Origin of the sequence: Nitrosomonas sp., from assembly GCF_019752415.1 — a bacterium.
GTDB lineage: Bacteria > Pseudomonadota > Gammaproteobacteria > Burkholderiales > Nitrosomonadaceae > Nitrosomonas.
This window is the reverse complement of sequence record NZ_JAIEME010000003.1, coordinates 43,146-66,278: the sequence shown is the minus strand read 5'-3', so window position 1 is coordinate 66,278 and position 23,133 is coordinate 43,146. Positions and strand designations below refer to the sequence as shown.

Genomic DNA, 23,133 nt, shown 5'->3' with positions numbered 1-23,133 from the left:
CTAAATCAAAATTCAAGCGGATCTATATCGAGTACCCAGCGCACTTTATGCGCAGGCAATGTATCAATTCTCGTATACCATTCGGTCATAAACGCTTGTAATTGCCTGCGTGAGGAGGATTGTATCAGTAAGTGCGCGCGTTCCAAGCCTTTTAAACGCAGCATTTGCGCGGGTACTGGATCAAATAATTCAACGGAACGGGGCGGATTGGCAAGACTGGCGGCTTGCTTAAGGAAATCCAGTACAATCGCAATGTTGTGGGCTTCCGCGCGCAATATGGCTTGATAGACAAAAGGCGGGAATCCGGCCGTTTTTCTTTCTTCCAGCAGGGTTTGTGCCAGCACATCATAATCGTGTTTTTGCAAGGCATGGTATAGAGGATGATCAGGAAATTCGGTTTGAATGAGCACGTGACCAGCGACGCTCGCCCGTCCCGCGCGGCCGGCGACCTGCATCAATTGTGCAAACAAGCGCTCACTGGCACGAAAGTCGGTGCTGTATAGCGAAGAATCGGCATTTAGAATACCGACCAATGACAGGTTCGGGAAATCATGCCCTTTGGCGAGTAGTTGAGTGCCGACCAAAATATCCACTTCTTGCGCATGGATCGCATGCAGAATGTCTTGCCACGCATTTTTACGGCGAATGCTATCTCGATCAATGCGCAAAATCCGTGCAGTTGGAAAATGCGCTGCCAAAGTTTCTTCCACGCGCTGCGTGCCTTGTCCGAAAGGTGCAATATCCTGATTGCCACAATGTGGACATGCGTGTGGAAAGTTTTCCCGGTGGCCGCAGTGATGACAGCATAGTTTTTTATCGCGTAAATGCACGACCAGGCGGCTGGAACAACGCTGGCAGAGGGCAGTCCACCCGCAGGCTTTACACAGAAGTGCCGGTGCATAGCCGCGCCGGTTAATAAAAACGAGACTCTGATGTTTTTCTGCCAGACACTTATCCAACGCTTTGATGAGCGGTTCGGATAAGCCTTCCTGAGTCTTGTTGGTGCGCGTATCAATACACTGAATCAACGGAAGCGCGGCGTTTTTGATGGCACGGGATAGCAAGCGTACGCTGTGGTAGCGCCCATTGAGCGCATTGTAATAGCTTTCCAGTGAAGGAGTGGCCGACCCCAGTACCACCGGAATGTCATTTTCTTTGGCGCGAAAAATTGCCAAGTCACGTGCCGAATAACGCAACCCATCTTGCTGTTTGAAAGAACTGTCCTGTTCTTCATCGACAATGACCAATCCCAGAACGGGCAATGGGGTAAAAACAGCAAGGCGTGTGCCCAGTATAATTCTAGCTTGACCGCGTTGCGCCTGTAACCAACCGGTTAGCCGTTCCGTATCGTTGAGTCCGCTATGCAAACTGACCAAATGGGTAGTGGGAAAACGGGCGCGAAAAACAGTTTCCAGTTGTGGTGTTAGGCTGATTTCGGGAATGAGTATCAGTGCCTGCTTTCCGTGAGCAAGTACGTGTTCAATGATTCTGAGATAGACCTCGGTTTTGCCGCTGCCGGTCACGCCATGCAGCAGCCAGGTATTGAATTGCTTGATGTCAGTTGTGATGGCGCTTACAGCAATTTCCTGCTCGGCAGTTAACGAGGGGATTTTTACAGCCTTTGTCACCGCAGTTGCAGGAATGGGCATTGCCGACACCCATTTCAGTTGTATCCATTCCTGTAATAACTTGCTCGCGCGCGGCGAGATTTTTTTTGCTTGGAGATTGCTGAGCACCGTCGTGTGCTGGAGTTCGGTGAATAGACGGCGAGCTACACGCTGACGTGCTGGAATGCTGGATAAATCGATTTGTTTTCCAGCTTCGGTAAGGCTGAATTGAACATTGTTCGAAGGTTCTTTCAATTTAACCGGTTTGTTGCCACGCAGCTTGACGGGCAAGCCATTCATGATAACCAACCCGAGCGGGTGATGATAATACTGGCTGCAAAAATGAAACAAATCGAGTAATGCAGCGGGCAAGGGTTCGATTTCTCTGAAAATACAATGTACTGACTTAAGCTTCTCAACAGAGATTCGCGTTTCAGAACCGACTGCAATGATGATGCCGGTTACTCGTTTTTTTCCGAAAGGTACGCAGGCACGCAAGCCGATATCGAGTTGGGTTGCGTCATTTGATTGGTAATCAAACAAAGTGTCGACTGGAACGTTAAGTGCGACACGAATGATGGGCATAGGCGATGTAAAGGCAGGGTGATCCAGAACGATCAGAGCTTTTTGCTACTTCAGAAACAAAACACTCACCGGAAATCCATGCAATTCCGGTGAGTTTTTCAACGGTCTTTTAGTAGCCGTGTTAGCGGGAAACCCGATAAATCGTTACCGATTCTTCACCTGGCTTGTCGAGTTTGGCAGTATTCCCACTCGAATTGATCGAAAAGCCGATTGCTGTATTGTTATCCAGATCAGAGAAGCCAGCACATCCGTTGGTGTTGTACGTGAAACTGGATAAGTTTAACTTGCTGGCGCCTTTGTTGTACGCGTAGGAAGAAAACTCGATACCAGGTTTTCCGCATTTTGCTTGATCTGCCCGCTGCGTAGCGCCGGTCGGATCAATCATCAGGAATTTACCATTTGGAAAGAAAACCAAAGTTTGTGTTTGGATGGCATGCTCATCAAAGGCCCAAGCACCGACGATACCGGCGACATCGTTATCAATTTTTGCGTAGCGTGTTTCTTTGACTTCTTTTTCTACCACTTCATTTTCATCGCTCAGCTGAATCGGTTTGGCGATATGGAACAGTTCGCCGAATACACTGCTTTCTGTGCGCGCTCTTTGCACAATGACGATGTCGGAATTGATCAGCTCAAAGCCATCGGTGCGAACTCGCCGGGTTGGACCAGGATTGGAAAATCCAGCTTTCAGGTTGGTGTCAATGGATGGTTTTCCAGTCAGTTTGAATCCACGGGTATCAAATTCTTCTGCAACCGCAATGCCATATTCGACACCGGCCTGGAAAATGGTGCGGCCACCACAAACACGGTTCTCGTCACAGGAATCATCCGGTCTGGCATCGCCCTGTAAGTATTCTCCGCTGCTGTCAGCAGCAATTCGCAGCACGCTGGCTGTTTTAGTGTCGTAGCTAACCCAGATTTGGGCGCTGAGGAGAGCGGTGCCTTGCGAAAGGAAATGTGTGCGGGCTTCTTCGATTGTTCTGACATCGCCTTCAATGCTACTGGCTTCCATAATGCTCTTTAAATTGGCCGAAGCGGAAAACGTTTCCGGATCGCTTTCCAGGTTGATCGATGACTTGACAGCAGCGGCTGTTTCACTCGAAATGGCGATGCCGTTTGAAAGATCGCCATCGGAATCGAGAGATTGCAGCAATACCAGCAAATTCTGTAACTTATTGTCACTGCCGTTGGCCAATTCGATCGGTGTCACAATTTGTGAACCGGGAATATTGCCCAGTGTCAAACTGCCCAGTTTAAATTCGATTTTGTCACCATGATTAAAATTAAAAATGCCTTTGTCATTGGTTAAGCCAGACTTTCCGGAAGATGCGGCATAGGATACGCCGGAAACAGGGGAGTCAACCAAAATACCGGTTGCTGGGCCGGTAGGCATGGTTCTATTAGTCGTCGTCGCTGATGAAGATGACGCTGAAGATGAAGATGAAGATGACGACGCGGTTGATTTTTCATCGTCGCTGCCACAGGCAGTTAAACCAACAATCAATAGGGTGAATATTACGGGTAACCAGGAATTCTTTCTTAACAGGTGTGTGAATTTCATTAAAGAGACTCTCTTTTTGATTAATTAAATAATTCAATATTGTACAATTCGCAATTTTGTACGCATAACGTGCAAATGGATACTAATATTTTACTACCAAAAGATTGCTATTATAGCGAAGCATTCAATTTTCTTTCCTGACTTGCTTAAATAGGTTTTAAATTTTTGTCTTTTCGTGTATTTTCGCCGCTAAATTTTTAATCGGGAGATATAAGGTATTTATATGTCTAACATGGCTGAGATCTCACAACTGACAGAGTTGTCAGTGCAGCTTCCCATCGATTGGTATGTGGATCCCAAAATTCTGGAGATTGAAAAACGTATCCTTTTTGATCAGGGTCCTGGCTACGTGGGGCATGAAGTGATGCTACCCAATGTTGGGGATTATTATGTGCCAGAATGGATGAACAATGCCAAGATACTGGTACGTAATGGACACGGTATTGAATTACTTTCTAATGTTTGCCGTCACCGGCAAGCACTTTTGTTGAAAGGTAGAAGCAGTACCAAGAGTATTGTGTGCCCCATTCATCGCTGGACTTATGCACTGGATGGCAAGTTGCTCGGCGCGCCGCATTTTAAGCAGAATCCTTGCCTCAATCTGGATAAGACACCACTGCAAAATTGGAATGGTTTGTTATTTAACGGCAATCGCAAGGTTTCGCAAGATATGGCTAAACTGAATGTGCTCAAGGATTTTGATTTTTCCGGTTATTTGCTGGATCGTATCCAAATTGATGAATATCAGTGTAATTGGAAAACATTTATTGAAGTGTATCTGGAAGATTATCATGTCGATCCATTTCATCCGGGTTTGAGTCATTTTGTGAATACCGAGCAACTCGATTGGGAGTTTAGCGATTGGTATAGTGTGCAAACCATAGCAATCGATAATGCACGCTTCCAGCGGCCAGGCAGCCCGGTTTATGCCAAATGGCACGAGCAGGTGCTGCAGCAAACGGAAGGAAAAACACCGCCGCATGGCGCCATATGGCTGCTGTATTACCCCAATATCATGTTGGAATGGTATCCCCATACGTTGGTAATCAGCACAATACTTCCTACCGGCGCTGAAAGTTGCACGAACGTGGTGGAATTTTACTACCCGGAAGAGATTGCGCTGTTTGAGCGTGACTTTGTTGAAGCGGAGCAGGCTGCCTATAAAGAAACTGCACTCGAAGATGATGAAATCTGCAAATTGATGACAGCCGGACGGCGTGCGTTATACGAACAGAATCGTAATGAAACGGGACCGTACCAAATCCCTATGGAAGCAGGAATGGAGCATTTTCATCAATTTCTGCAACGAGAAATCGGGCCGCATGTCTGATCATCGCTTAACCGCAATTTCTGTATTCTAGGAAACATCAACACGTGCGCTCGCTGTGGATGCTGGTGGCTGCCTTTATGTTTGCCTGCATGGGTGTGTTGGTCAAACTAGGCGCGACTTATTTTTCCAGTACCGAACTGGTTTTTTACCGCTCGTTGTTTGGTGTCTGGATGACTTATCTGATCCTCCGCTACTATCGCCTCCCAGTGTGCACGCCGCATTGGCGGATTCACTGTTGGCGGGGGATCTCCGGGCTAGTCAGTCTGTTGATGTTCTTTTATTGCCTGACGCAATTGCCGTTGGCAACGGCGATTTCATTGAATTACACCTGGCCGCTTTTCGTAGCGTTATTTTCCACGCTGATTCTGAAAGAACATATTCATTGGCCATTAATCTGCACTATTTTGATTGGCTTTGCAGGAGTTATTTTACTGATGCAACCCACGTTACCGGAAGATCATTGGGTTGCTAGCCTGATGGGTATGGCTTCCGGTTTTTTTGCAGCGATTGCGTACATTAATGTCAAACAACTGGGCAATCTGGGCGAAACGGAATGGCTCGTGGTGTTTTATTTTACATTGATCAGTACGCTGATTACCGGGGTAGGATTGATGTTCACGACACTGAATCCGGTCACCTGGCCCGGATTATGGTTGCTGCTTGGCATCGGTGTGACCGCGACATTGGCGCAACTCGCTATGACCCGTGCGTATCATAAAGGTGTAACGCTGGTCGTGACTTCGCTGGGTTATAGTACCGTATTGTTTGCCAGTCTTTGGGGTATCCTGCTGTGGAATGAGCTGTTGTCACCCATTGCGTGGATAGGCATGGGATTGATTATACTTGGCGGATCTCTCAGTGGTTTCTTGAGTATAAAGGTGAATTCTGCTGTTGCACAAAAATGACTGCGCGACGAATTGCCCGGAAGCAAAATTTGCACCATCCCGTTTAATTGCCTATGATGAGATTGTTATCATTTGAGGTGAAGTCATGATTACTATTCAGAAGAAAGACAATCTTGTTATTGTTGCGGTCATTGGTGAATTTACATTGGCAGACTATAACGAATTTGAACAACAGGTGCTTTACCAGTCACACTTTGAAGGTGAAGCGAACCTTTTATTTGATTGGCGCGACATGTTGGATTACACCGTTGATGTGGCTTGGGAAGAAATCAAATTCATGCGTGATCACGGCAGTGAGTTTAACCGGGTGGCTATAGTGACTGATGACGAATGGCAAGCGTGGGGTGCTTGGGTTTCTAATTTGTTTACCAATGCGAACGTATTGGTGTTCCATAACTATGAAGAAGCCGAGGAATGGGCATCTGACAGCGTGAATAGTTGACGCGTTGCGCATAATCTCCGGATGCGCTGTATCAAAGCATCACACCTTAGCTACAGCACATTCGGGTTCGATGATTCGGTCATTTTAAAAAATGTTAACCGGTAAGAAGAAATCGCATGGATGAGTTTGTTTTTGCCAGAGTATTGCATGTTCTGGGCGTGGTGTTTTGGATTGGCGGTGTCGCATGGTGACGACCGTACTGTTGCCGACTCTGGCGCGCATGCAATCACCCCCGGAAGCGATGGAATTTTTTGCTCGATTTAGGCAACGATTTGCCGCACAAGCTCGTGTTTCTACATTAATCGTTGGGCTGAGCGGTTTTTATATGGTGTATGGTTTGGATGCCTGGCAGCGTTTCACGCAATGGCAGTATTGGTGGATGCACACGATGGTGCTGATCTGGCTGTTGTTTAGCGTGATGTTGTTTGTTATGGAACCGCGTGGTCGGCGTCAGCAAGCCAATGTGCCTGTGCAGCCAGATGTTTCGGCAGAAACATTTGTCAAAATTCAGCGCAAGCATTTGTTTTTATTAACTCTGAGCTTGATCACCATTGCCGGTGCCGTGGCAGGCAGTCACGGCTGGTTGATTGCCGGGAGCTGAGCATGAGTTACGAAGCGCTAAAACTGATTCATATTACTAGCGTTATCGTGAGCTATGCGTTGTTTTTCTTGCGCGGCGTCTGGTTGATGCAAGACTCGGAGAAATTGCGCCAACGCTGGGTAAAAATCCTGCCGCATGTTGTGGATACCATTCTGCTGACCAGCGCCATTATACTGGCAATAACTATTCAGCAAAATCCGCTCGATAATTCCTGGTTAACTGCCAAAGTAACCGGTTTGTTGCTCTATATCGGTCTTGGCATGATAGCAATCCGCTTCGGCAAAACCCGGAGAACAAAAATCACCGCTTGGATTGCAGCACAGTGCGTATTTATCTATATCGTGTTGGTTGCCCTGACCAAAAGCCCGGTGTTAGGTCTCTGGTCCTAAAACTGGCAAGACTGTTTTATCCTGCAAAACACCCTAAAAATCGATGGATCTCTCGCATTTTCGTCTTGACAAAGCCAGCCAGGATCAAGCACAGGCGATAGCTGATCTGGTAAATCTGACCTACCGCGGAGAAACCGGCTGGACCCGGGAAACACATATTATCCAGGGCGACAGAACCAACCGGCAGGAAGTGGAAACGGCCATGTCTAATCCCGATGCACGATTCTTTGTCATCAATCAACCGGAAAGTTTGGCTTCGTGTATCTATGTCGCCAAAGAAAACGACTTTGCGTACATCGGCTTTTTCTCAGTTCACCCCAGTCTGCAAGGAAAAGGGCTCGGCAAGTATGTGCTTGAGCAGGCGGAAAGTTTTGCATTGAGCACTCTGCGCGTGCACAAGTTTGTCATGTTCGTGATATCACAGCGCCCGGAATTAATCGCATTTTATCAACGCAGAGGCTACTCGCGCACCGGCAGGATTGAAACTTATCCATTGCATCTGGGTATCGGTGTGCCCAAAGTTTCCGGATTAACGATTGAATATCTAGAGAAGATCATTTAACCCACTGCTGTTGAAGCGATGCACTGTGTGCGGATCGTCGCAGCACTGAAGGATTATCTTTATCCTAACTTTCCCTTATTGCCAAACATAATTTAATTGGTTTTTGCCCTTAATGGTTCACCAAAGCGGATAAATCTGGTAATTGGTTTATTAAGATTCCAGTTTGATATCTCAATATATGCAACTAACATATAGTTAAGGAGCGCGCTTTAGTGCGTCCCGCTTGAACACCATGTTAGACGGCACGGCGGCTCCAGAAAGATATAACGCCATAGGCCAACAAAGAGTAGAGAATTATGCCAAACGGAATACCCAATAAAAATACAACTAAGTTTAGCGGTGTACCTTCACAGACCGGATTTTCTGCGGTACCGATATTCAAGCATGGAATGAATGTTTGCAGCCACCAGCCTTGCCAATAGAGAATATGAGAAAGCCCAATAAGTTTCAATACAGAGGCTACATAGGAAAAATCAAATGTGCTTACCGTGATAAAAGTACCCACGATCAAAGATTTGACGCTGTTTTTCATAGGTGAGCCATGTGGTCTAACGGAGAATTAACCGGCTCCGCGCTTTTGCGGACATAGCCAGTTGAATATCGTTGTTTCAATTCTTCAGTGGTTGCGCCAAATAGAGTCGTAACCGATGAGTAATCGGTGTTTGGAGACTTCTTTAGCATGGCAAGTAGTATTTCATTTTTGTCGATAGAATAGGTCAAAACAGAACCATACCTTTTGAGTATTTCGGAATTTATATGAGTTTTTGCATACACTGGAAAATTAGCCCGAAAGTCATCTAATTCAACTAGCAAATCATCGGTTAAATTTATAACCTTCTCAGTTAGATCCACAAGCACGGAGAAATTAGCCTCTCCTACGCATTCATATATTTGCTCAGGACAAACATATGCATATCCTTTTGTGGAATACCGTTGCACAATTTTTTCTCTGATTGGCCTGTCAATTTCGTTCCGCATTACCCATAGCTCTTGCACATAGTTGTAGTTATGTATCATGGTTCTAATTCTTCTTATATTGCTCCACGTTGGATGCTCGCCACTCTCTTGTTTTGGCTCCAAAAAGGAAAGCTGAGAATAGTCCTCTACGATAGGTTTGGGGATTAATAGAATTGTTGGTATTACAGCCGCTCTTTGAATGGGGGCCTCCTCTAACTTACCATGATAATTTTGTTTGATTGAGATAAGGTTAAACATTGCTTCATCAGCGAGCAATGTCCACTTATTAGCAAGTATTCATTTTTTCTTTTTCAATTTTTATATTTTCTTGGTAATGAAAAAAATAGTAAGCAATTCTAGCGCCCAATAATGATGCAAATAAAGCGCTAGCTATGGGGAATATGTAATCTTTGAAAATGCTACCTTCCTGCCTCAAGCTTTCTATTGCAGTTATTATAAGCTCAGTTTCGTTGTGCATAAATTTCCTCGGGGTTTTAACGCTTGGAATCACCGGCGATGTGCAGCTTTATCGCGCAGCCTCTGGAGGATTGATGGGTTAAGCGTTTTATTCACTTCAGTTTTAAATGTTAAATGCTCTTTCAACCAAAACAGAAACCCTATCCCAGCTATTAGGACGATAATGAAAGCGATAACCTCAAACTTTGTATTATCTGGCTTGGATATTTCGATAAGTGTTGCTGCCGAGAGACCCAGAATTAACGGATCAAAGCATGGAGCCAGGTCTAGAATTGAGAATATATCCGAAGGATTAAGCCTGATTTCAGTTTTGTGACCTGGTGGTGTGTGCGTTGCCAATATTGGACTCGAGATTCGGTGCTTGGTAAGCATATTGTACAAAATCACTCAATGTACTTGATAATCATCGATGTACTTGAGTCCGATGACTTCAGTAATGCCGAGTAATGTGCATCGATGGCTATCAATTGTCCATGGCCGAAAATAATATTCGCCGGTGTCTGTGGCATGCAGGCTCTTTCCGTTTGAAGTGCTTGCGGAACGGCACAAACGTAGTCATAAAGTTGTTGCGCTGTGGTTATTTCGGTTGCAGGAATAGCCGCATCGCGCGCCGAAGGGCTTTTATTCCGACCGCCGGTTAAACTTCTGAAATAACTCAACTGGCGAGACGTTGCCGTATCCTCGACTTCGATGCGGTAGACGGTGCTGCGCCCGTTTTGTGCCGGTTCCTGTTTGGTATAGAGGGTTGCATTGACTGGGGTGTAATCGTGCGTTTGCAGAATTTTCGCTATCGTTTCCAGCGGTGTATTTAACGAGATACCCGCGATCTCAAATGTTTTCAATGGATGTTTCTCCGTGCCGGTAGTCTGACTGGCCGAAATTGAGAAACTGATTGTCGTCGCTACCCCTAACAACAAAAATCGGAGTACTAAAGAACTTTTATGCCAATTCGGCGAAGAAATAAAGCGCATCATAAACCTCTCGTAAAAACATTAATGGGCATGCTCTCCAAGCGGCATTATCTCACCTTCCTGGTTAAGGAGTCTCTGAATTACCCACCTTTGTCATTCGAACGAAGTGAGGAATCTTTGGAGAACAGCAGTATAGATTTCTCGCTATGCTCGAAATGACAATTATTCAGAGAATCCCTAAGATTTAAGTATCTTAGCCGAAGCCCAGCAAATAGAATGTTGGGCTTTGTTTGTATCGATAATGTCATTCAAGTAGGTTCATTCGGGTTGAATCAAACCAAAATAGATCATTAAAACCCTGACTGCCACGATTATCTGGCAACGTGACTCAGTCGGTGCTTTTTTCGATGCTCTTTATACCGATGCAACCGGTCTTTCAGGAACGATTTTTGCTAATAAGGTATCCGGGAATTACTCTTATGACCCATGGTAACGGAACCCCCGGCACAGAGTAAAGTGCGATTAAAAAGTGACCGATATTTCCATAAATTACCGTAACTTACTACTGAATGGGTGGATTCTGGCGACTAATCTTGCCACTGACCAATGGAGGCTTGCCGCATGAGAAAAATCATTTTGTTCTTGCTTGTTTCATTGACCGTTTATGCGGCGTTTTTTACAGAAAAAGACAGACTGGATAGGGAAGTAGAACGGCTCTGTGCGATTGATGGCGGCATCAAGGTGTATGAAATAGTGACATTGCCACCGGACAAATTTGATAAGCATGGGCAGATTAATTTTTATCGACCTACTCAAGGTGAAAATACGCTAGGGCCAGAATATATCTATAAATGGGTTATTCACTATTACAAAAAAGGAGATCCTGTATCACAAGGTGCTCAGGAAGCTTCTATGAGACGAGATCATATTCAGATTATCAGGATATCGGATATGAAATTATTAGGAGAATTCGTTAAATATCATAGAGCCGGTGGTGATTTTCCGGGTCCGTGGATGCCTTCATCGTATCATTGCCCTAATAGATCGGAAGCTAATGAAAGCATTTTACTGAATAAAATTTTTACAAAAGCTACTGAAGGAACTGAAAAATGAGCAATGTCAAAGGTTACTTTACTCAGGCAGAGTTAGCACAAGCAGCTTATGGCACATTTTCTGGAGCAGCAATACGCACAATTGAATTAACGGAAAATAACGTAGGTATGTCGTTATCCCAAGCCGCTCGCTTTGCTGAGAAATGGGAGATCGCTGCCCAATACTCCGATCCAATCACAGGAGTTTCAGCTATCGTATTTCAAGCAAAAGAAGAGGGAACAAAATATCTTGCGATACGTGGTACTGAACTTGCAGTTAATGATTTGACTGCTGATGGGCTTCTCGCGTCAGCGATTCCTCCAAATCTTAATCTCCAATTCCTTGTGCTTAAAGCGCAGTTAGAAATTTGGGCGAATGATCCTAATGTACTTCAAGACCAAACCTTTGTCGTCAGTGGGCACAGTCTGGGCGGTTATTTGGCTGCTGCTGTCAAGCAAAACTATACGCAAGTAACAGAAGCTTATCTCTATAATGCGCCAGGAGTTAGCGGATTGCTCGGTAATTTGGCGGATGCAGTGAGCGGCGTTCTTGGCTTAAGCAGCATAGGATCAGACAATATTTCGAATATACGCGGCTCTGAGGGTTTTCCCATCATTGCCGGTTTGGGTTACCAGCTCGGCTCGCCCGTCAGTATCCAAACTGAAGCATCGACCAATAATCATAGCATTAGTTTATTAACCGATGCGCTAGCCGTCTATTCAGCCTATTCCCAGTTGGCGCCCAACCTGAATCAGGAACAACTCAGCAAATTGATCGATTCCTTCGGATCCATTAAGGATGTTGCAAGCGCCTCCAATAGTAAAACCCTCGAATCCGCTCTCGATGCTTTGCGCACCATTTTGATCAATCCTGCGGGCGGTAAGATTGAGTTGGGTGAGAATCAGAAAACTGAAACAGGCAATCGCGACAAGTTTTATGCAAATCTTTATGAATTACAGAACAGTGTCCAGTTTAAAGATTTGACAGGAAAAGTCCAATTGACGCTGCTATCAGAGCTTGCTGCCAGCGATGTCATCGCTAAAATTGAAAGCAATAGTCAGCAGGGTCTGGCAGCCCGCTTTGCACTGGTTGCGCTCAATCCTTTCATCCTGGAAGGTGAAAACATTGATTATGGTGTTTTTAATACAAACGGTGCGTTGGATCTCTTCAATCCGGAGACCGGTACGGGCGCGCTGACATCGTCCTATCTGGTTGATCGTATGGCGATGCTGATGCGTAAAAATTGGTTCAATATCGAAGACAAGAATCCGCTGGATTCCACTGTTACGTTCAGTCCAAGCAATCATAGTTATCAAAATATCAATGATTATTATGAAGATGTCACTTCAGGGTACAAGATTTCACAAGGTGAATTATCAGGAAAAACTCCACGGTACTTCTTCGGTGGTGAGGGCACGGACAATCCTGCTGCATCGGCGGCTGAAGATCATTTTTATGGCGGTGGTGGAGATGACACGCTTAATGGCCGCGAAGGCAACGACTATCTCGAAGGCGGCGCCGGTTCTGACACTTATGTTGTTAACCCCGGGGATGGTTTTGATACGGTGTTCGACATTGATGGTCAAGGATCTATCAAATTCGGTAGCGTAGTTGCCGAGGGTAGAAATGGTGTCACTGACGGCAAGAGTTGGGTCAAAATTGGCAATGGCTGGATGGATATGGAAAATGGCCTTGTCTATTTGCTCAGCACGCCACCCAATGGTGCGCAGGACCTCCTAATCAGTTTTGTTACCGGCGCAGACAGTGCTAGGGCAGTGGTGAAGAATTGGCGCGACGGTGATCTGGGCATCACTCTGGGAGACAATACATCACCCGGCACCGCTGTACTCGATCGTATTATCACCGGTGACTTAAAACCTGAAGATCCACTCAGAGTCGATGAGCTCGATAATGTTGTTGTAGGTACGGACGAGTCACCCAACCGGGAGGATGTACTTTATGGGAGCGCTGGAAACGATCTGATTCAGAGTCTGGGTGGTAACGACGATGTCGAAGGGGAAGATGGCGCAGATCGGATTGAAGGCGGGACCGGGCAGGATATCCTGAATGGCGGTCTGGGTGATGACATTGTGTTAGGCGGCGCAGATAGCGACATTATTATGGGGCGTGAAAATAACGACCGGTTATTTGCTGAAACTGAATACACCCTTGATGATGCCTACACGCTGGGAAATACTCAGGCGGCCAGCGGACAACGTGGTGATCTGTTGGATGGCGGACTAGGTAATGATACTGTTATCGGTGATGCTGGCGATGACATTCTGATGGGCGGTATGGGCAAAGATGTGCTGATGGGGTTGGGCGGGAACGACACGATCGAAGGGGATCGTAACATTGAGTTGGCTGATCGAGACTGGAAAGTTACCCGTGCAATTAATAACCAAGGCAGCACAACTTTATACAGCCGGAATTACGATCTCAGTGCTGCTGAAGCAAATAATGGCGCCGGTGACGATGATGTAATCTATAGCGGTGCGGGAAATGACTGGATATTTTCGCAAGGAGGCCATGATTTTGTGGATGCAGGTGCGGATAATGATGTTGTTTTTGGCGAAGCGGGCAATGACACAATTCTGGGTCAGAGTGGAGACGATGTTTTGGTAGGGGATGCATCGAATCTGAATGTGTCTCTGCATGGCGATGATTATTTAAATGGCGGCGATGGAAACGATCGGTTAGAAGGTGGTGGTGGCTCGGATTATCTGACGGGCGACAAAGGTAATGATATTCTTTCGGCGGATGATGGAGATACTCCGATGGAATACCAGGGGAATGATCTGTTGGACGGCGGAGAAGGTAATGATTATCTGATTGGCTGGGGTGGTAACGATACGCTTATCGGTGGTGCCGGTAATGATATTCTTCTTGGTGGATCAGGCGATGACACATATTTTGGCGTGGAAGCGGGTGATTCGATTGATGACCTGGAAGGGCGTAATATCATTTTTTTAGCAGATGATGCCGCTGTGTCGACGACTGCGTTTGCTAAAGCCAAGACTGTATCGATGAATTCATTGGGTGCAATCAATGCTGCACCGGCAACCGCGTTGTTCAATGCAACATGGTTGGACGATTCCAGTATTTTGCAAATAACTCTCGGCAACGGCGAAACGCTCGATCTGGCTGGTGCGCTCTATGGTATGGACGCGCAAATATATTCTGACCATGGCTCCAACGGAATCGATCTGGAATCCTGGGTGAGTGAGAATTTATCCGAAGATGTGGTCTTGAGTCTGAAATCGGTGGCGTATTTCGGACAACCCGTTACGCATGCCTATAGCGGTTCCGGTAATGATCTAATTCAGGGGGATATTTATGATGACACTATTAAGAGCTACGGCGGTAACGATTATATCCTGAGTGGTGCAGGCAACGATCTGCTTGTGGGCGGTTCTGGCAACGATGCTTTGTATGGACAGGCTGGCGCCGATACTTTGCAGGGAGGCTTGGGTGCCGACCGGTTAGCGGGTGGCAGTGGTGCAGATATCTATGTGTTCGAGCTGGGTGATGGCGCCGACATCATTGCGTCGGCTAATATCAGTGACGCAGAAGGTGATGAAGTTCAGCTAGGTTCTGGCATTGCAGCAAGCGATCTGCGGTTTTTCCGGCTGGCTGACGACAGTTTACTCATGCGCATTGCTGGAACTCAGGACAGCATTATGTTCGAAAATTGGTTTGCAAACGGATCCAATATCACGGCATTACGTCTGAATGATAATTCGCTGATGGATGCCAGCGAAATTAGTGCACTTGCAGCCGACGTTTTTGGCGGTACGGCAGGTGACGATGTGCTGCTAGGGACAATTGCTGACGATCATATTGAAGGCTATGCGGGCAATGACATTTTCGATGGCGGTGCAGGCAATGACGTACTCGTTGGCGGTGATGGCAACGATACCTATCTTTTTGGCTGGATGTCGGCAGGAAACGATGTGGCAGTGGAGCCACTGGAGGGCACGAGCATTATTGCGCTGACAGAGGGCACGGCACTGACCGACCTGCGGCACGAACGCATGGGGAACGATTTGATCCTGATGTTGCAAGGTGGCGCGATGTTGACGCTGAAAGATTATTTTGTGTCACCACATGTTTGGATGCTCCACGAAGCAACTAATGCGGTAATTAATGTAGCCGATTGGCTCGATTTGCCTGAAACTAATATCGATATTACGCAATTACAAGCAGATTTTTTAGATGCGGCGCGTGCGCAATGGGCAAATGATTTGCTGAGTAATCGGTATGGCTCGAATTTCGGCTCTTACACACGGGTGGATGGTGCAACCTACCGTGCTGAATCAGTGTCTGCCAATGAAACAAAAATTGTGCTGCAACATTTTATGCTAGTGGATACTACTGCTGATACTGCTGTAATCCAACGGCAATCTGATAGCGATATTTCTTCCAACTTTACAGTTGATCTGCTCAATATATCATCATCTCCTGGCACCCCCGTGGTGAATCCATCAGCGGAGCGGCAATTTATTCCTTTTTCCGAATGGGTTCAACGATTACGTGAAATCGGTGCAGTAGGAATGAGCATCGAGGGCCTGATACCTGTGTATGAAGGTAGTGTCATTGTCGGATTCATAACAGACGATCAAGTTTCACCGATACCGGTACCTGAAGTGACACGAAACTACTGGCAAACCACTACGACCATTAATACTCTAGTTGAGCGTATTCAGGGGGACGATAGTGACAATATCATTAAAGGTTACAAAAACCCCAGATACTCAGATGAAATTTCCCTGATAGATAGCGGCAGTGGAAATGACACACTTTATGCGCCGGGTATTCCCTATTTAAGCAATGAGGTGCCTTATTACACCGATAATGATTTGAAAATTGGTGGGTTCTTATATGGCAATTCTGGTAATGATCTCCTTTATGGTGGATATTACAGGGATACGTTGGTAGGGGGGAATGGTAATGATTTTCTAAATGGTGGTTTCAGTGAAGATAAGTATGTTCTATTTGGTGAAGAGTTTGGAGTAGACAGTATTTGGGACACAGGAACTCAACTCGAGCAATGGCGGGATTTTTCAACAGGGGGAGTTTATTCTTATATAACACAAGAGCCAAAGGAGATTTCAGAGGATATATTGCAACTAACTGGTATTAACATGGAAAATGTTACCTTTACTTGGGGAATGCATGCAGTTGAAGGAATACGCGCTCTAAATGACGAAGAGTCCTTATATACGCAGACCATGCATGCAACTCTTACTATGGCATGGATAGGCGGTGGCGTAGAAATCGTACTGCCGAATTCGACCGATCTGTCCGGCATGGGATTGGAGCTTATCCGGTTTGGCGATGGTACTTTTTTGACAGTGGCTGAACTAATCACGTTTGCTGGCTCTGCTCCTACCCTTAATCCACAAGACCAGGATAATATTATTGCTGGTCAGGATGCAAATGACGTGATTTATGGCGAGGGTGGTAACGATACGCTGGCGGGTGGCGATGGAGACGATCTGCTAAGTGGCGGTACAGGCAACGATATCCTGACGGGCGGAGCAGGTAATGACACGTATTTGTTCAGTAAAGGCTCTGGCCAGGATACGATTAACAGTTATGACACGATCGCTGGAAAGATTGATACGGTTCGATTTGACTATGGTATTACTCCGGATAAGGTGCACGTCAGTCGTTCTGGATATAACTTGGTGCTCGCCATAATCGGGACTCCCGATACGCTTACTATTCAGAATTACTTGGAAAACGACGGGATTACTCCCTTCTCGGTTGGGCAGATCAATTTCAGAGGAAATAGTATCATTTGGGATCTGTCCACGATTAAAACAAAACTGGAAAGCAATAAAGCGCCGCGGCTATCAATTGTTCTTCCAGATCAGAAAGCAGCTAAAGGGAGTGTCTTTAGCTATACTTTGGATCCCAATACATTTACCGATCCGGATGCTGGCGACATACTTACTTACAGTGCCACACTGGCCGATGGCAACCCTTTGCCCTCATGGCTCAGTTTTGATTCGGAAACAAGTACATTTAGCGGCACACCTGATAGATTTGGAATATTTAGCGTGATTGTGACAGCAACAGATATCGGCAATTTGCAAGTTTCGGATAGCTTCGATATCGATGTCAGTGATCTGGGCATGACAGTCAATGGCACATCGGGTTCAGACAAGCTGAATGGCGACGCTGGTAACGACACGCTCAACGGCCTAGCCGGTAATGATATCTTGGCTGGTTATGCTGGCAATGATCGTCTCAATGGGGGCGCGGGTAACGATACGATGACGGGTGGAGCGGGCGATGATATTTATGTGATAAATAGCACGTTAGATATTGTTATCGAGAATTTTGATGAAGGTGTCGATACCGTTCGATCTTCTATTTCATACGGGCTGGGCGCCAATGTTGAAAATCTTCATCTGATTGGTATCGGTGCTATCCGTGGGGTGGGCAATGAATTGGATAATGAACTGATCGGCAACAGCGCCAGCAATACGCTGACGGGTAAATCAGGTAATGACAAGCTGGATGGCAAAGAAGGCGCTGATATGATGATCGGTGGCAACGGAGATGATATATATGTGGTGAATAACATCCGAGATTCGGTCATCGAACTGAATGGTCAAGGAATTGATAAAGTGAGATCAAGCATTAGTTTCACGTTAAGCGCAAACATAGAGGATCTTGTCTTGATCGATAGTATGGCGATCAATGGGGCTGGCAACGAACTGAACAATATTCTGATTGGTAATAGTGCTGGCAATACATTGCGGGGTGAAGCGGGGAATGACCGGCTCAATGGCAGAGAAGGTAATGATACGCTGATAGGCGGAAGCGGTAATGACCTCTATATCCTTGGGCGGGATTATGGCGTGGATTTGCTGATTGAAAATGATTCAGCAGCCGGTAATATTGATGCCGTGCGATTCCTGCCAGGTATTAATGCTAACCAGATATGGTTTCAACATGTCGGCAATGATCTGGAGGTAAGCATTATAGGAACAACGGATAAAATAGTAATCAATGACTGGTACCTCGGATCGGCTAATCACATTGAACGATTTAAAACCTCTGATGGCTTGACGCTACATGATATTCAAGTGGATGAACTGGTTAACGCGATGGCGGATTTTGGTCTGCCTGACATCGGAGAAACTACGCTGCCAGCGAATTATGTTCCAGTCCTGGATCCGTTGATTGCGTCTTTCTGGCTCTAATTCGCGAATCAAGAAATTCTACGAGTACATCTGAGAATGCGGCGAAGTCACAAATCTGAATTGCTTTGGCTTCTTAAGGAAACAAGGAAATAAGAGGCTAGGTCTATAGCCAAGAATAATTGTTCTTTTGTAACATTCGGGGACGTGAAAAATAAGAAAACCACACACGCTTCAAAAACATTCGCACTAAAAGTGAAGATGCCAAGCAGTTTTCGACAGCGCTGATTCAACGGATAGCGGAATTAGCGCTAGCAGTAGAGCCGAGCAAAATCGCTTGTAATTCTCTTGTTCTCTGATAATATCGCTAGAATCATATACAATACTTATTAAAATAAACAAAAGGATTTCTCTGGAACCTAGAGTGAATTCTCATTTTTTAATAAAATACTATAAATCAGAATAACCGAAATCGCGTGCACATCTAATCCGCCATAAATAAACATGCCATTGGGCATACAAATTATCACCCCAAATAAAAGAAGAATTAAGATTACGGGAATAAAGTAGCTTATTTCCCAATAAGAAAAATCTATATTCGTATTAATATAACTCAACTATGCCGTTTTATTATGAAAGGAAGCATTGACATGTTGACACACTTACAACGCCTTGAAGCGGAGAGTATTCAGATTATGCGGGAGGTGGTTGCTGAGTGCGAACACCCGGTAATGCTCTATTCTATTGGTAAGGATAGTGCAGTAATGCTGCATCTTGCAGTAAAGGCATTTTATCCCTCGAAACTGCCCTTTCCTTTACTACATGTTGATACCACATGGAAATTCAAAGAAATGATTGAATTTCGTGATGTCATGGCGAAGAAACTCGAACTTGATCTGATCGTTCATATTAATCCGCAGGGGATTGAAAAGGGAATTAATCCATTTACCCATGGTTCCGCAGTTCATACCGATATTTGGAAGACGGAAGGTCTAAAGCAGGCGCTTGATAAACACGGTTTTGATGTCGCATTCGGAGGTGCACGCCGAGACGAGGAGAAGTCACGTGCCAAGGAGCGTATTTTTTCAATCCGTTCAGCACAACACCGATGGGATCCTAAGTTGCAGCGCCCTGAACTCTGGCGGCTATATAACACGCGCAAAAACAAAGGTGAAAGTATTCGAGTATTTCCGCTTTCAAACTGGACTGAGCTCGATATCTGGCAGTACATCTATTTGAATAATATTCCTATCGTACCATTATATTTTGCTAAGGAACGTCCCGTTGTAGAACGTGATGGTACATTGATTATGGTGGATGACGATCGTCTACCGATGCAGAAGGATGAAGTTCCTTTGATGAAGAAAGTGCGTTTCCGTACGCTTGGCTGTTATCCACTAACGGGAGCGATTGAGAGTGAAGCGAATTCTTTAACGGCAATCATTCAAGAAATGCTGCTTGCAAAAACATCTGAACGGCAAGGTCGTCTAATCGATCATGATTCTACCGGCTCAATGGAAAAAAAGAAACAGGAGGGGTACTTCTAATGGCACATGTATCTAATTTGATAGCTGAAGATATTGAGCTCTATTTAAAAACTCATGAAAACAAGAGTTTACTACGTTTTATCACTTGTGGTAGTGTCGATGATGGAAAAAGTACACTGATTGGGCGGTTACTTTATGAGTCAAAGATGTTATTTGAAGACCAATTGGCTCAGCTGGAAGTAGACTCAAAGAAAGTTGGCACACAAGCTGGTGACTTGGATTTTGCACTTCTGGTGGATGGGCTTTCAGCAGAGCGTGAACAGGGCATTACCATAGATGTGGCCTATCGCTTCTTTTCGACGGATAAACGGAAGTTTATCGTAGCGGATACGCCAGGACATGAACAATATACGCGCAACATGATCACTGGTGCTTCAACGGCTGATGTTGCAGTTATTCTTATCGATGCCCGTAAGGGCGTGTTGACACAAACCCGACGACATAGCTATCTGGTTTCATTAATCGGAATTCGTCACGTAGTGCTGGCAATTAATAAGCTGGATATGGTGGGGTACTCGGAAGAAATTTATAATCGAATTGATAATGAGTACCGAATTTTTGCAAAAGAAGTTGGTTTGCAAAATATTGTGACCATCCCTATGTCCGCTCTGAAAGGCGACAATATCACCGAACTGAGTACGAATACCCCTTGGTATCACGGGGAATCATTGATGGGACACCTTGAAAACATACAGGTGGAAGATGTGGCTGAGGAATCTGGGGTATTTCGCATGCCGGTGCAGTGGGTAAATCGTCCCAATCTGGATTTTCGTGGTTACTCGGGTATGGTTGTACGTGGCAGTATCAAACCGGGCGATTCAGTTCGAGTCTTGCCATCTGGTAGAGAGAGTCGAGTGGCACGGATCGTAACCAGTGATGGCGATCTTGAGCAAGTTATTTCCGGCCAATCTGTCACGTTGACGCTAACCGATGAAATCGATATCAGCCGGGGCGATATCCTGGCGGCGACCGACTCGCCCCCGAGTGTGGCGGATCAATTCGAGGCAACTGTTGTATGGATGTCTGACGAACCAATGTTGCCGGGTAGACCATATTTAATGAAGATTGGTGCAAAAACGGTAACGGCTAACATTTCATTGTTGAAATATAAAGTTAACATCAATACGCTTGAGCATGTCGCGGTTACTAAGCTGGAACTCAATGAAATCGGAATCTGTAATCTGAGCTCTGATCAACTGATCGCATTTGATCCGTATAAAGAAGATCGTGATACGGGCGGCTTTATTATGATTGATCGCCTGACCAATAATACGGTTGGTGCGGGAATGCTACACTTTGCTTTACGCCGGTCGCAAAATATTCATTGGCAGGCGATTAACATTAATAAGCAGGCACATGCAGCTATTAAAGGGCAGAATCCATTCATACTCTGGTTTACCGGATTGTCAGGAAGTGGCAAATCAACTATAGCCAATCTGGTCGAGAAAAAACTCTACTCATTGGGCAAGCACACCTATCTGCTGGATGGAGACAATGTGCGTCATGGTCTCAATAAGGATCTTGGTTTCACCGATGCAGACAGGGTTGAAAATATTCGCCGTATCGCCGAAGTCGCCAAGCTGATGGTCGATGCAGGACAGATTGTACTGGTATCGTTCATCTCACCGTTTCGTTCCGAACGGCGGATGGCAAGGGAACTGGTCGAGCAAGGGGAATTCTTTGAAATATTCATCGATACACCCATTCATGTGGCAGAAGAGCGAGACCCTAAGGGGCTGTACAAAAAAATGCGACGTGGAGAATTGAAAAACTTCACCGGCGTTGATTCACCGTATGAGGTACCAGAAAATGCAGAGATTTGCATTGATACGATGGATAAGACTCCAGAACAGGCTGTTGAGCACATTATCGATTATCTGACGATCAAGGGCGCACTTAATCAACTTTGATTTCCTTCTTCTCAATTGGATGAAGATCTGAATTAATGGCAATCCAGATGAAAAATCCCTTGGTATAAGAATATGACTCAGTATTATGTGTTTAATGGTGATGCGGATGGATTGTGTGCACTGCATCAGTTGAGATTGGTTGATCCGATAAGCGCCAACTTGGTTACCGGGGTTAAGCGGGATATCAAGCTACTCGATCGTGTTGAAGCCAATTCAGGCGATCGGGTAACGGTGCTCGATATTTCTTTGGATAGCAATCGTATTGATTTGATGCGCTTGCTGGAAATGGGTGTAATTGTTGATTATTTCGATCATCACCATGCCGGAGAAATACCGCAACATCCCAATTTGACGCCGTACATTGATTTATCGGCCGAGGTATGTACCAGTCTATTGGTTGATCAGTATTTAAATGGAGCATTTCATCTGTGGGCGATTACTGCAGCTTTTGGTGATAATCTCATAAAAAAGGCGCAGCAGCTTGCGCACACGGCAGGATTAATAGAGGCCGAAGCAGAACAGCTCGCTCGTTTGGGTGAATATTTGAACTACAATGGTTATGGTGATAGTTTATCTGATCTACACTTTCATCCGGAAAAGCTATACAAAGAACTGGAATCTTATAGTAACCCATTTGATTTCATTGCTGAATCGTATGCTTTTACTCAGCTTGCATCCGGATTCAACGAAGATATGAGTCAGGCAGCCTTATTGAATCCATTAATGAGCAATGACCGCTGTGCAGCTTATTTACTACCTGACGCGCCTTGGGCAAGGCGTGCAACCGGTAACTTTGCCAACAAATTGGCAAATGAAAATCCTGAGCGTGCGCATGCAGTGATTACGCCGAATCACTCTGGAAAATATACGGTGAGCGTACGAGCTTCCCTCGCAAACCCGCAAGGTGCGGACGTGCTTTGCCTGCAATTTGACACAGGTGGAGGGCGTAAAGCTGCGGCAGGTATCAACCATTTACCAACAGACTCGCTTGATAATTTTGTTACACGCTTCAAGCAGCATTTCAGTTAACTGAGTAGAGTCTTGAAGCGCATCAGTGGTCTTCAATGCTGTTGATAAATCTGTCTATTATCGAGGTTAAAAAT

General features: G+C 45.5%; 18 protein-coding genes. 11 read left to right on the top strand and 7 right to left on the bottom strand.

Translation table 11 applies throughout. The annotated features are described in order from the left end of the window. Nucleotides 1-5: 5 nt before the first annotated feature. Together K2P83_RS00950 and K2P83_RS00945 are read right to left on the bottom strand one after the other, a co-directional pair. Nucleotides 6-2,192: a primosomal protein N' gene (locus tag K2P83_RS00950; RefSeq protein ID WP_292926000.1), complete on the bottom strand. Its 2,187-nt coding sequence runs from the start codon at nt 2,190-2,192 to the stop codon at nt 6-8. A 121-nt stretch (nt 2,193-2,313) separates the two neighbouring features. Next, a complete protein-coding gene (locus K2P83_RS00945) occupies nt 2,314-3,753 on the bottom strand; it encodes an adhesin (RefSeq protein WP_292925999.1) in 1,440 nt (479 codons plus the stop codon). A gap of 223 nt (nt 3,754-3,976) precedes the next feature. Between K2P83_RS00945 and K2P83_RS00940 the strand changes: the two genes are divergently transcribed. The 6 genes from K2P83_RS00940 to K2P83_RS00915 all read left to right on the top strand — a co-directional run bounded on the left by K2P83_RS00940 (nt 3,977) and on the right by K2P83_RS00915 (nt 7,982). Continuing rightward, a complete protein-coding gene (locus K2P83_RS00940) occupies nt 3,977-5,083 on the top strand; it encodes an aromatic ring-hydroxylating dioxygenase subunit alpha (RefSeq protein WP_292925998.1) in 1,107 nt (368 codons plus the stop codon). A 59-nt stretch (nt 5,084-5,142) separates the two neighbouring features. Beyond that, entirely contained in the window at nt 5,143-5,988 is an 846-nt protein-coding gene (locus tag K2P83_RS00935) for a DMT family transporter (protein ID WP_292926034.1), read from the top strand. A gap of 85 nt (nt 5,989-6,073) precedes the next feature. Beyond that, complete coding sequence (locus K2P83_RS00930; protein ID WP_292925997.1) at nt 6,074-6,430, top strand: STAS/SEC14 domain-containing protein; 357 nt, start codon at nt 6,074-6,076, stop codon at nt 6,428-6,430. 184 nt (nt 6,431-6,614) lie between these two features. After that, nucleotides 6,615-7,031 (top strand): hypothetical protein, encoded by a 417-nt coding sequence (locus K2P83_RS00925; RefSeq protein ID WP_292925996.1) that lies wholly within the window; start codon nt 6,615-6,617, stop codon nt 7,029-7,031. A gap of 2 nt (nt 7,032-7,033) precedes the next feature. Further along, nucleotides 7,034-7,420 carry a SirB2 family protein gene (locus tag K2P83_RS00920; protein ID WP_292925995.1) on the top strand — a complete coding sequence of 129 codons (387 nt, stop codon included), beginning with the start codon at nt 7,034-7,036 and terminating at the stop codon, nt 7,418-7,420. Between the two features lie 43 nt (nt 7,421-7,463). After that, the gene (locus tag K2P83_RS00915; RefSeq protein ID WP_292925994.1) at nt 7,464-7,982 is read left to right on the top strand and encodes a GNAT family N-acetyltransferase; all 519 of its coding nucleotides are present in this window, start codon (nt 7,464-7,466) and stop codon (nt 7,980-7,982) included. A 235-nt stretch (nt 7,983-8,217) separates the two neighbouring features. Here K2P83_RS00915 and K2P83_RS00910 read toward each other — a convergent pair whose 3' ends face one another. From K2P83_RS00910 to K2P83_RS00890, 5 genes are read right to left on the bottom strand one after another with little or no spacing between them, the layout of a single operon-like run. Then, nucleotides 8,218-8,514, bottom strand: coding sequence for a hypothetical protein (locus K2P83_RS00910; protein WP_292925993.1), 297 nt, complete (start codon nt 8,512-8,514; stop codon nt 8,218-8,220). Then, nucleotides 8,511-9,197 (bottom strand): hypothetical protein, encoded by a 687-nt coding sequence (locus K2P83_RS00905; RefSeq protein WP_292925992.1) that lies wholly within the window; start codon nt 9,195-9,197, stop codon nt 8,511-8,513. Before K2P83_RS00905 ends, K2P83_RS00910 begins: the two co-directional genes overlap by 4 nt. Nucleotides 9,198-9,225: 28 nt before the next feature. After that, a complete protein-coding gene (locus tag K2P83_RS00900; protein ID WP_292925991.1) occupies nt 9,226-9,417 on the bottom strand; it encodes a hypothetical protein in 192 nt (63 codons plus the stop codon). Nucleotides 9,418-9,446: 29 nt separating this feature from the next. Beyond that, entirely contained in the window at nt 9,447-9,755 is a 309-nt protein-coding gene (locus tag K2P83_RS00895; protein WP_292925990.1) for a hypothetical protein, read from the bottom strand. Nucleotides 9,756-9,799: 44 nt separating this feature from the next. Continuing rightward, nucleotides 9,800-10,390 carry a hypothetical protein gene (locus tag K2P83_RS00890; RefSeq protein WP_292925989.1) on the bottom strand — a complete coding sequence of 197 codons (591 nt, stop codon included), beginning with the start codon at nt 10,388-10,390 and terminating at the stop codon, nt 9,800-9,802. 558 nt (nt 10,391-10,948) lie between these two features. On the opposite strand from K2P83_RS00890, the gene K2P83_RS00885 reads away from it, so the two are divergent. The 5 genes from K2P83_RS00885 to K2P83_RS00865 all read left to right on the top strand — a co-directional run bounded on the left by K2P83_RS00885 (nt 10,949) and on the right by K2P83_RS00865 (nt 23,059). Continuing rightward, nucleotides 10,949-11,440, top strand: coding sequence for a hypothetical protein (locus K2P83_RS00885; RefSeq protein ID WP_292925988.1), 492 nt, complete (start codon nt 10,949-10,951; stop codon nt 11,438-11,440). After that, on the top strand, nt 11,437-18,636 hold the full coding sequence (locus K2P83_RS00880) for a calcium-binding protein (protein WP_292925987.1): 7,200 nt from the start codon (nt 11,437-11,439) through the stop codon (nt 18,634-18,636). Before K2P83_RS00885 ends, K2P83_RS00880 begins: the two co-directional genes overlap by 4 nt. 569 nt (nt 18,637-19,205) lie before the next feature. After that, nucleotides 19,206-20,120 (top strand): sulfate adenylyltransferase subunit CysD, encoded by a 915-nt coding sequence (gene cysD, locus K2P83_RS00875; RefSeq protein ID WP_363279262.1) that lies wholly within the window; start codon nt 19,206-19,208, stop codon nt 20,118-20,120. After that, nucleotides 20,120-22,030 carry a sulfate adenylyltransferase subunit CysN gene (cysN, locus tag K2P83_RS00870; protein ID WP_292925985.1) on the top strand — a complete coding sequence of 637 codons (1,911 nt, stop codon included), beginning with the start codon at nt 20,120-20,122 and terminating at the stop codon, nt 22,028-22,030. Before cysD ends, cysN begins: the two co-directional genes overlap by 1 nt. Nucleotides 22,031-22,102: 72 nt before the next feature. Then, nucleotides 22,103-23,059 (top strand): DHH family phosphoesterase, encoded by a 957-nt coding sequence (locus K2P83_RS00865; protein ID WP_292925984.1) that lies wholly within the window; start codon nt 22,103-22,105, stop codon nt 23,057-23,059. The last annotated feature ends 74 nt before the right edge of the window (nt 23,060-23,133 follow it).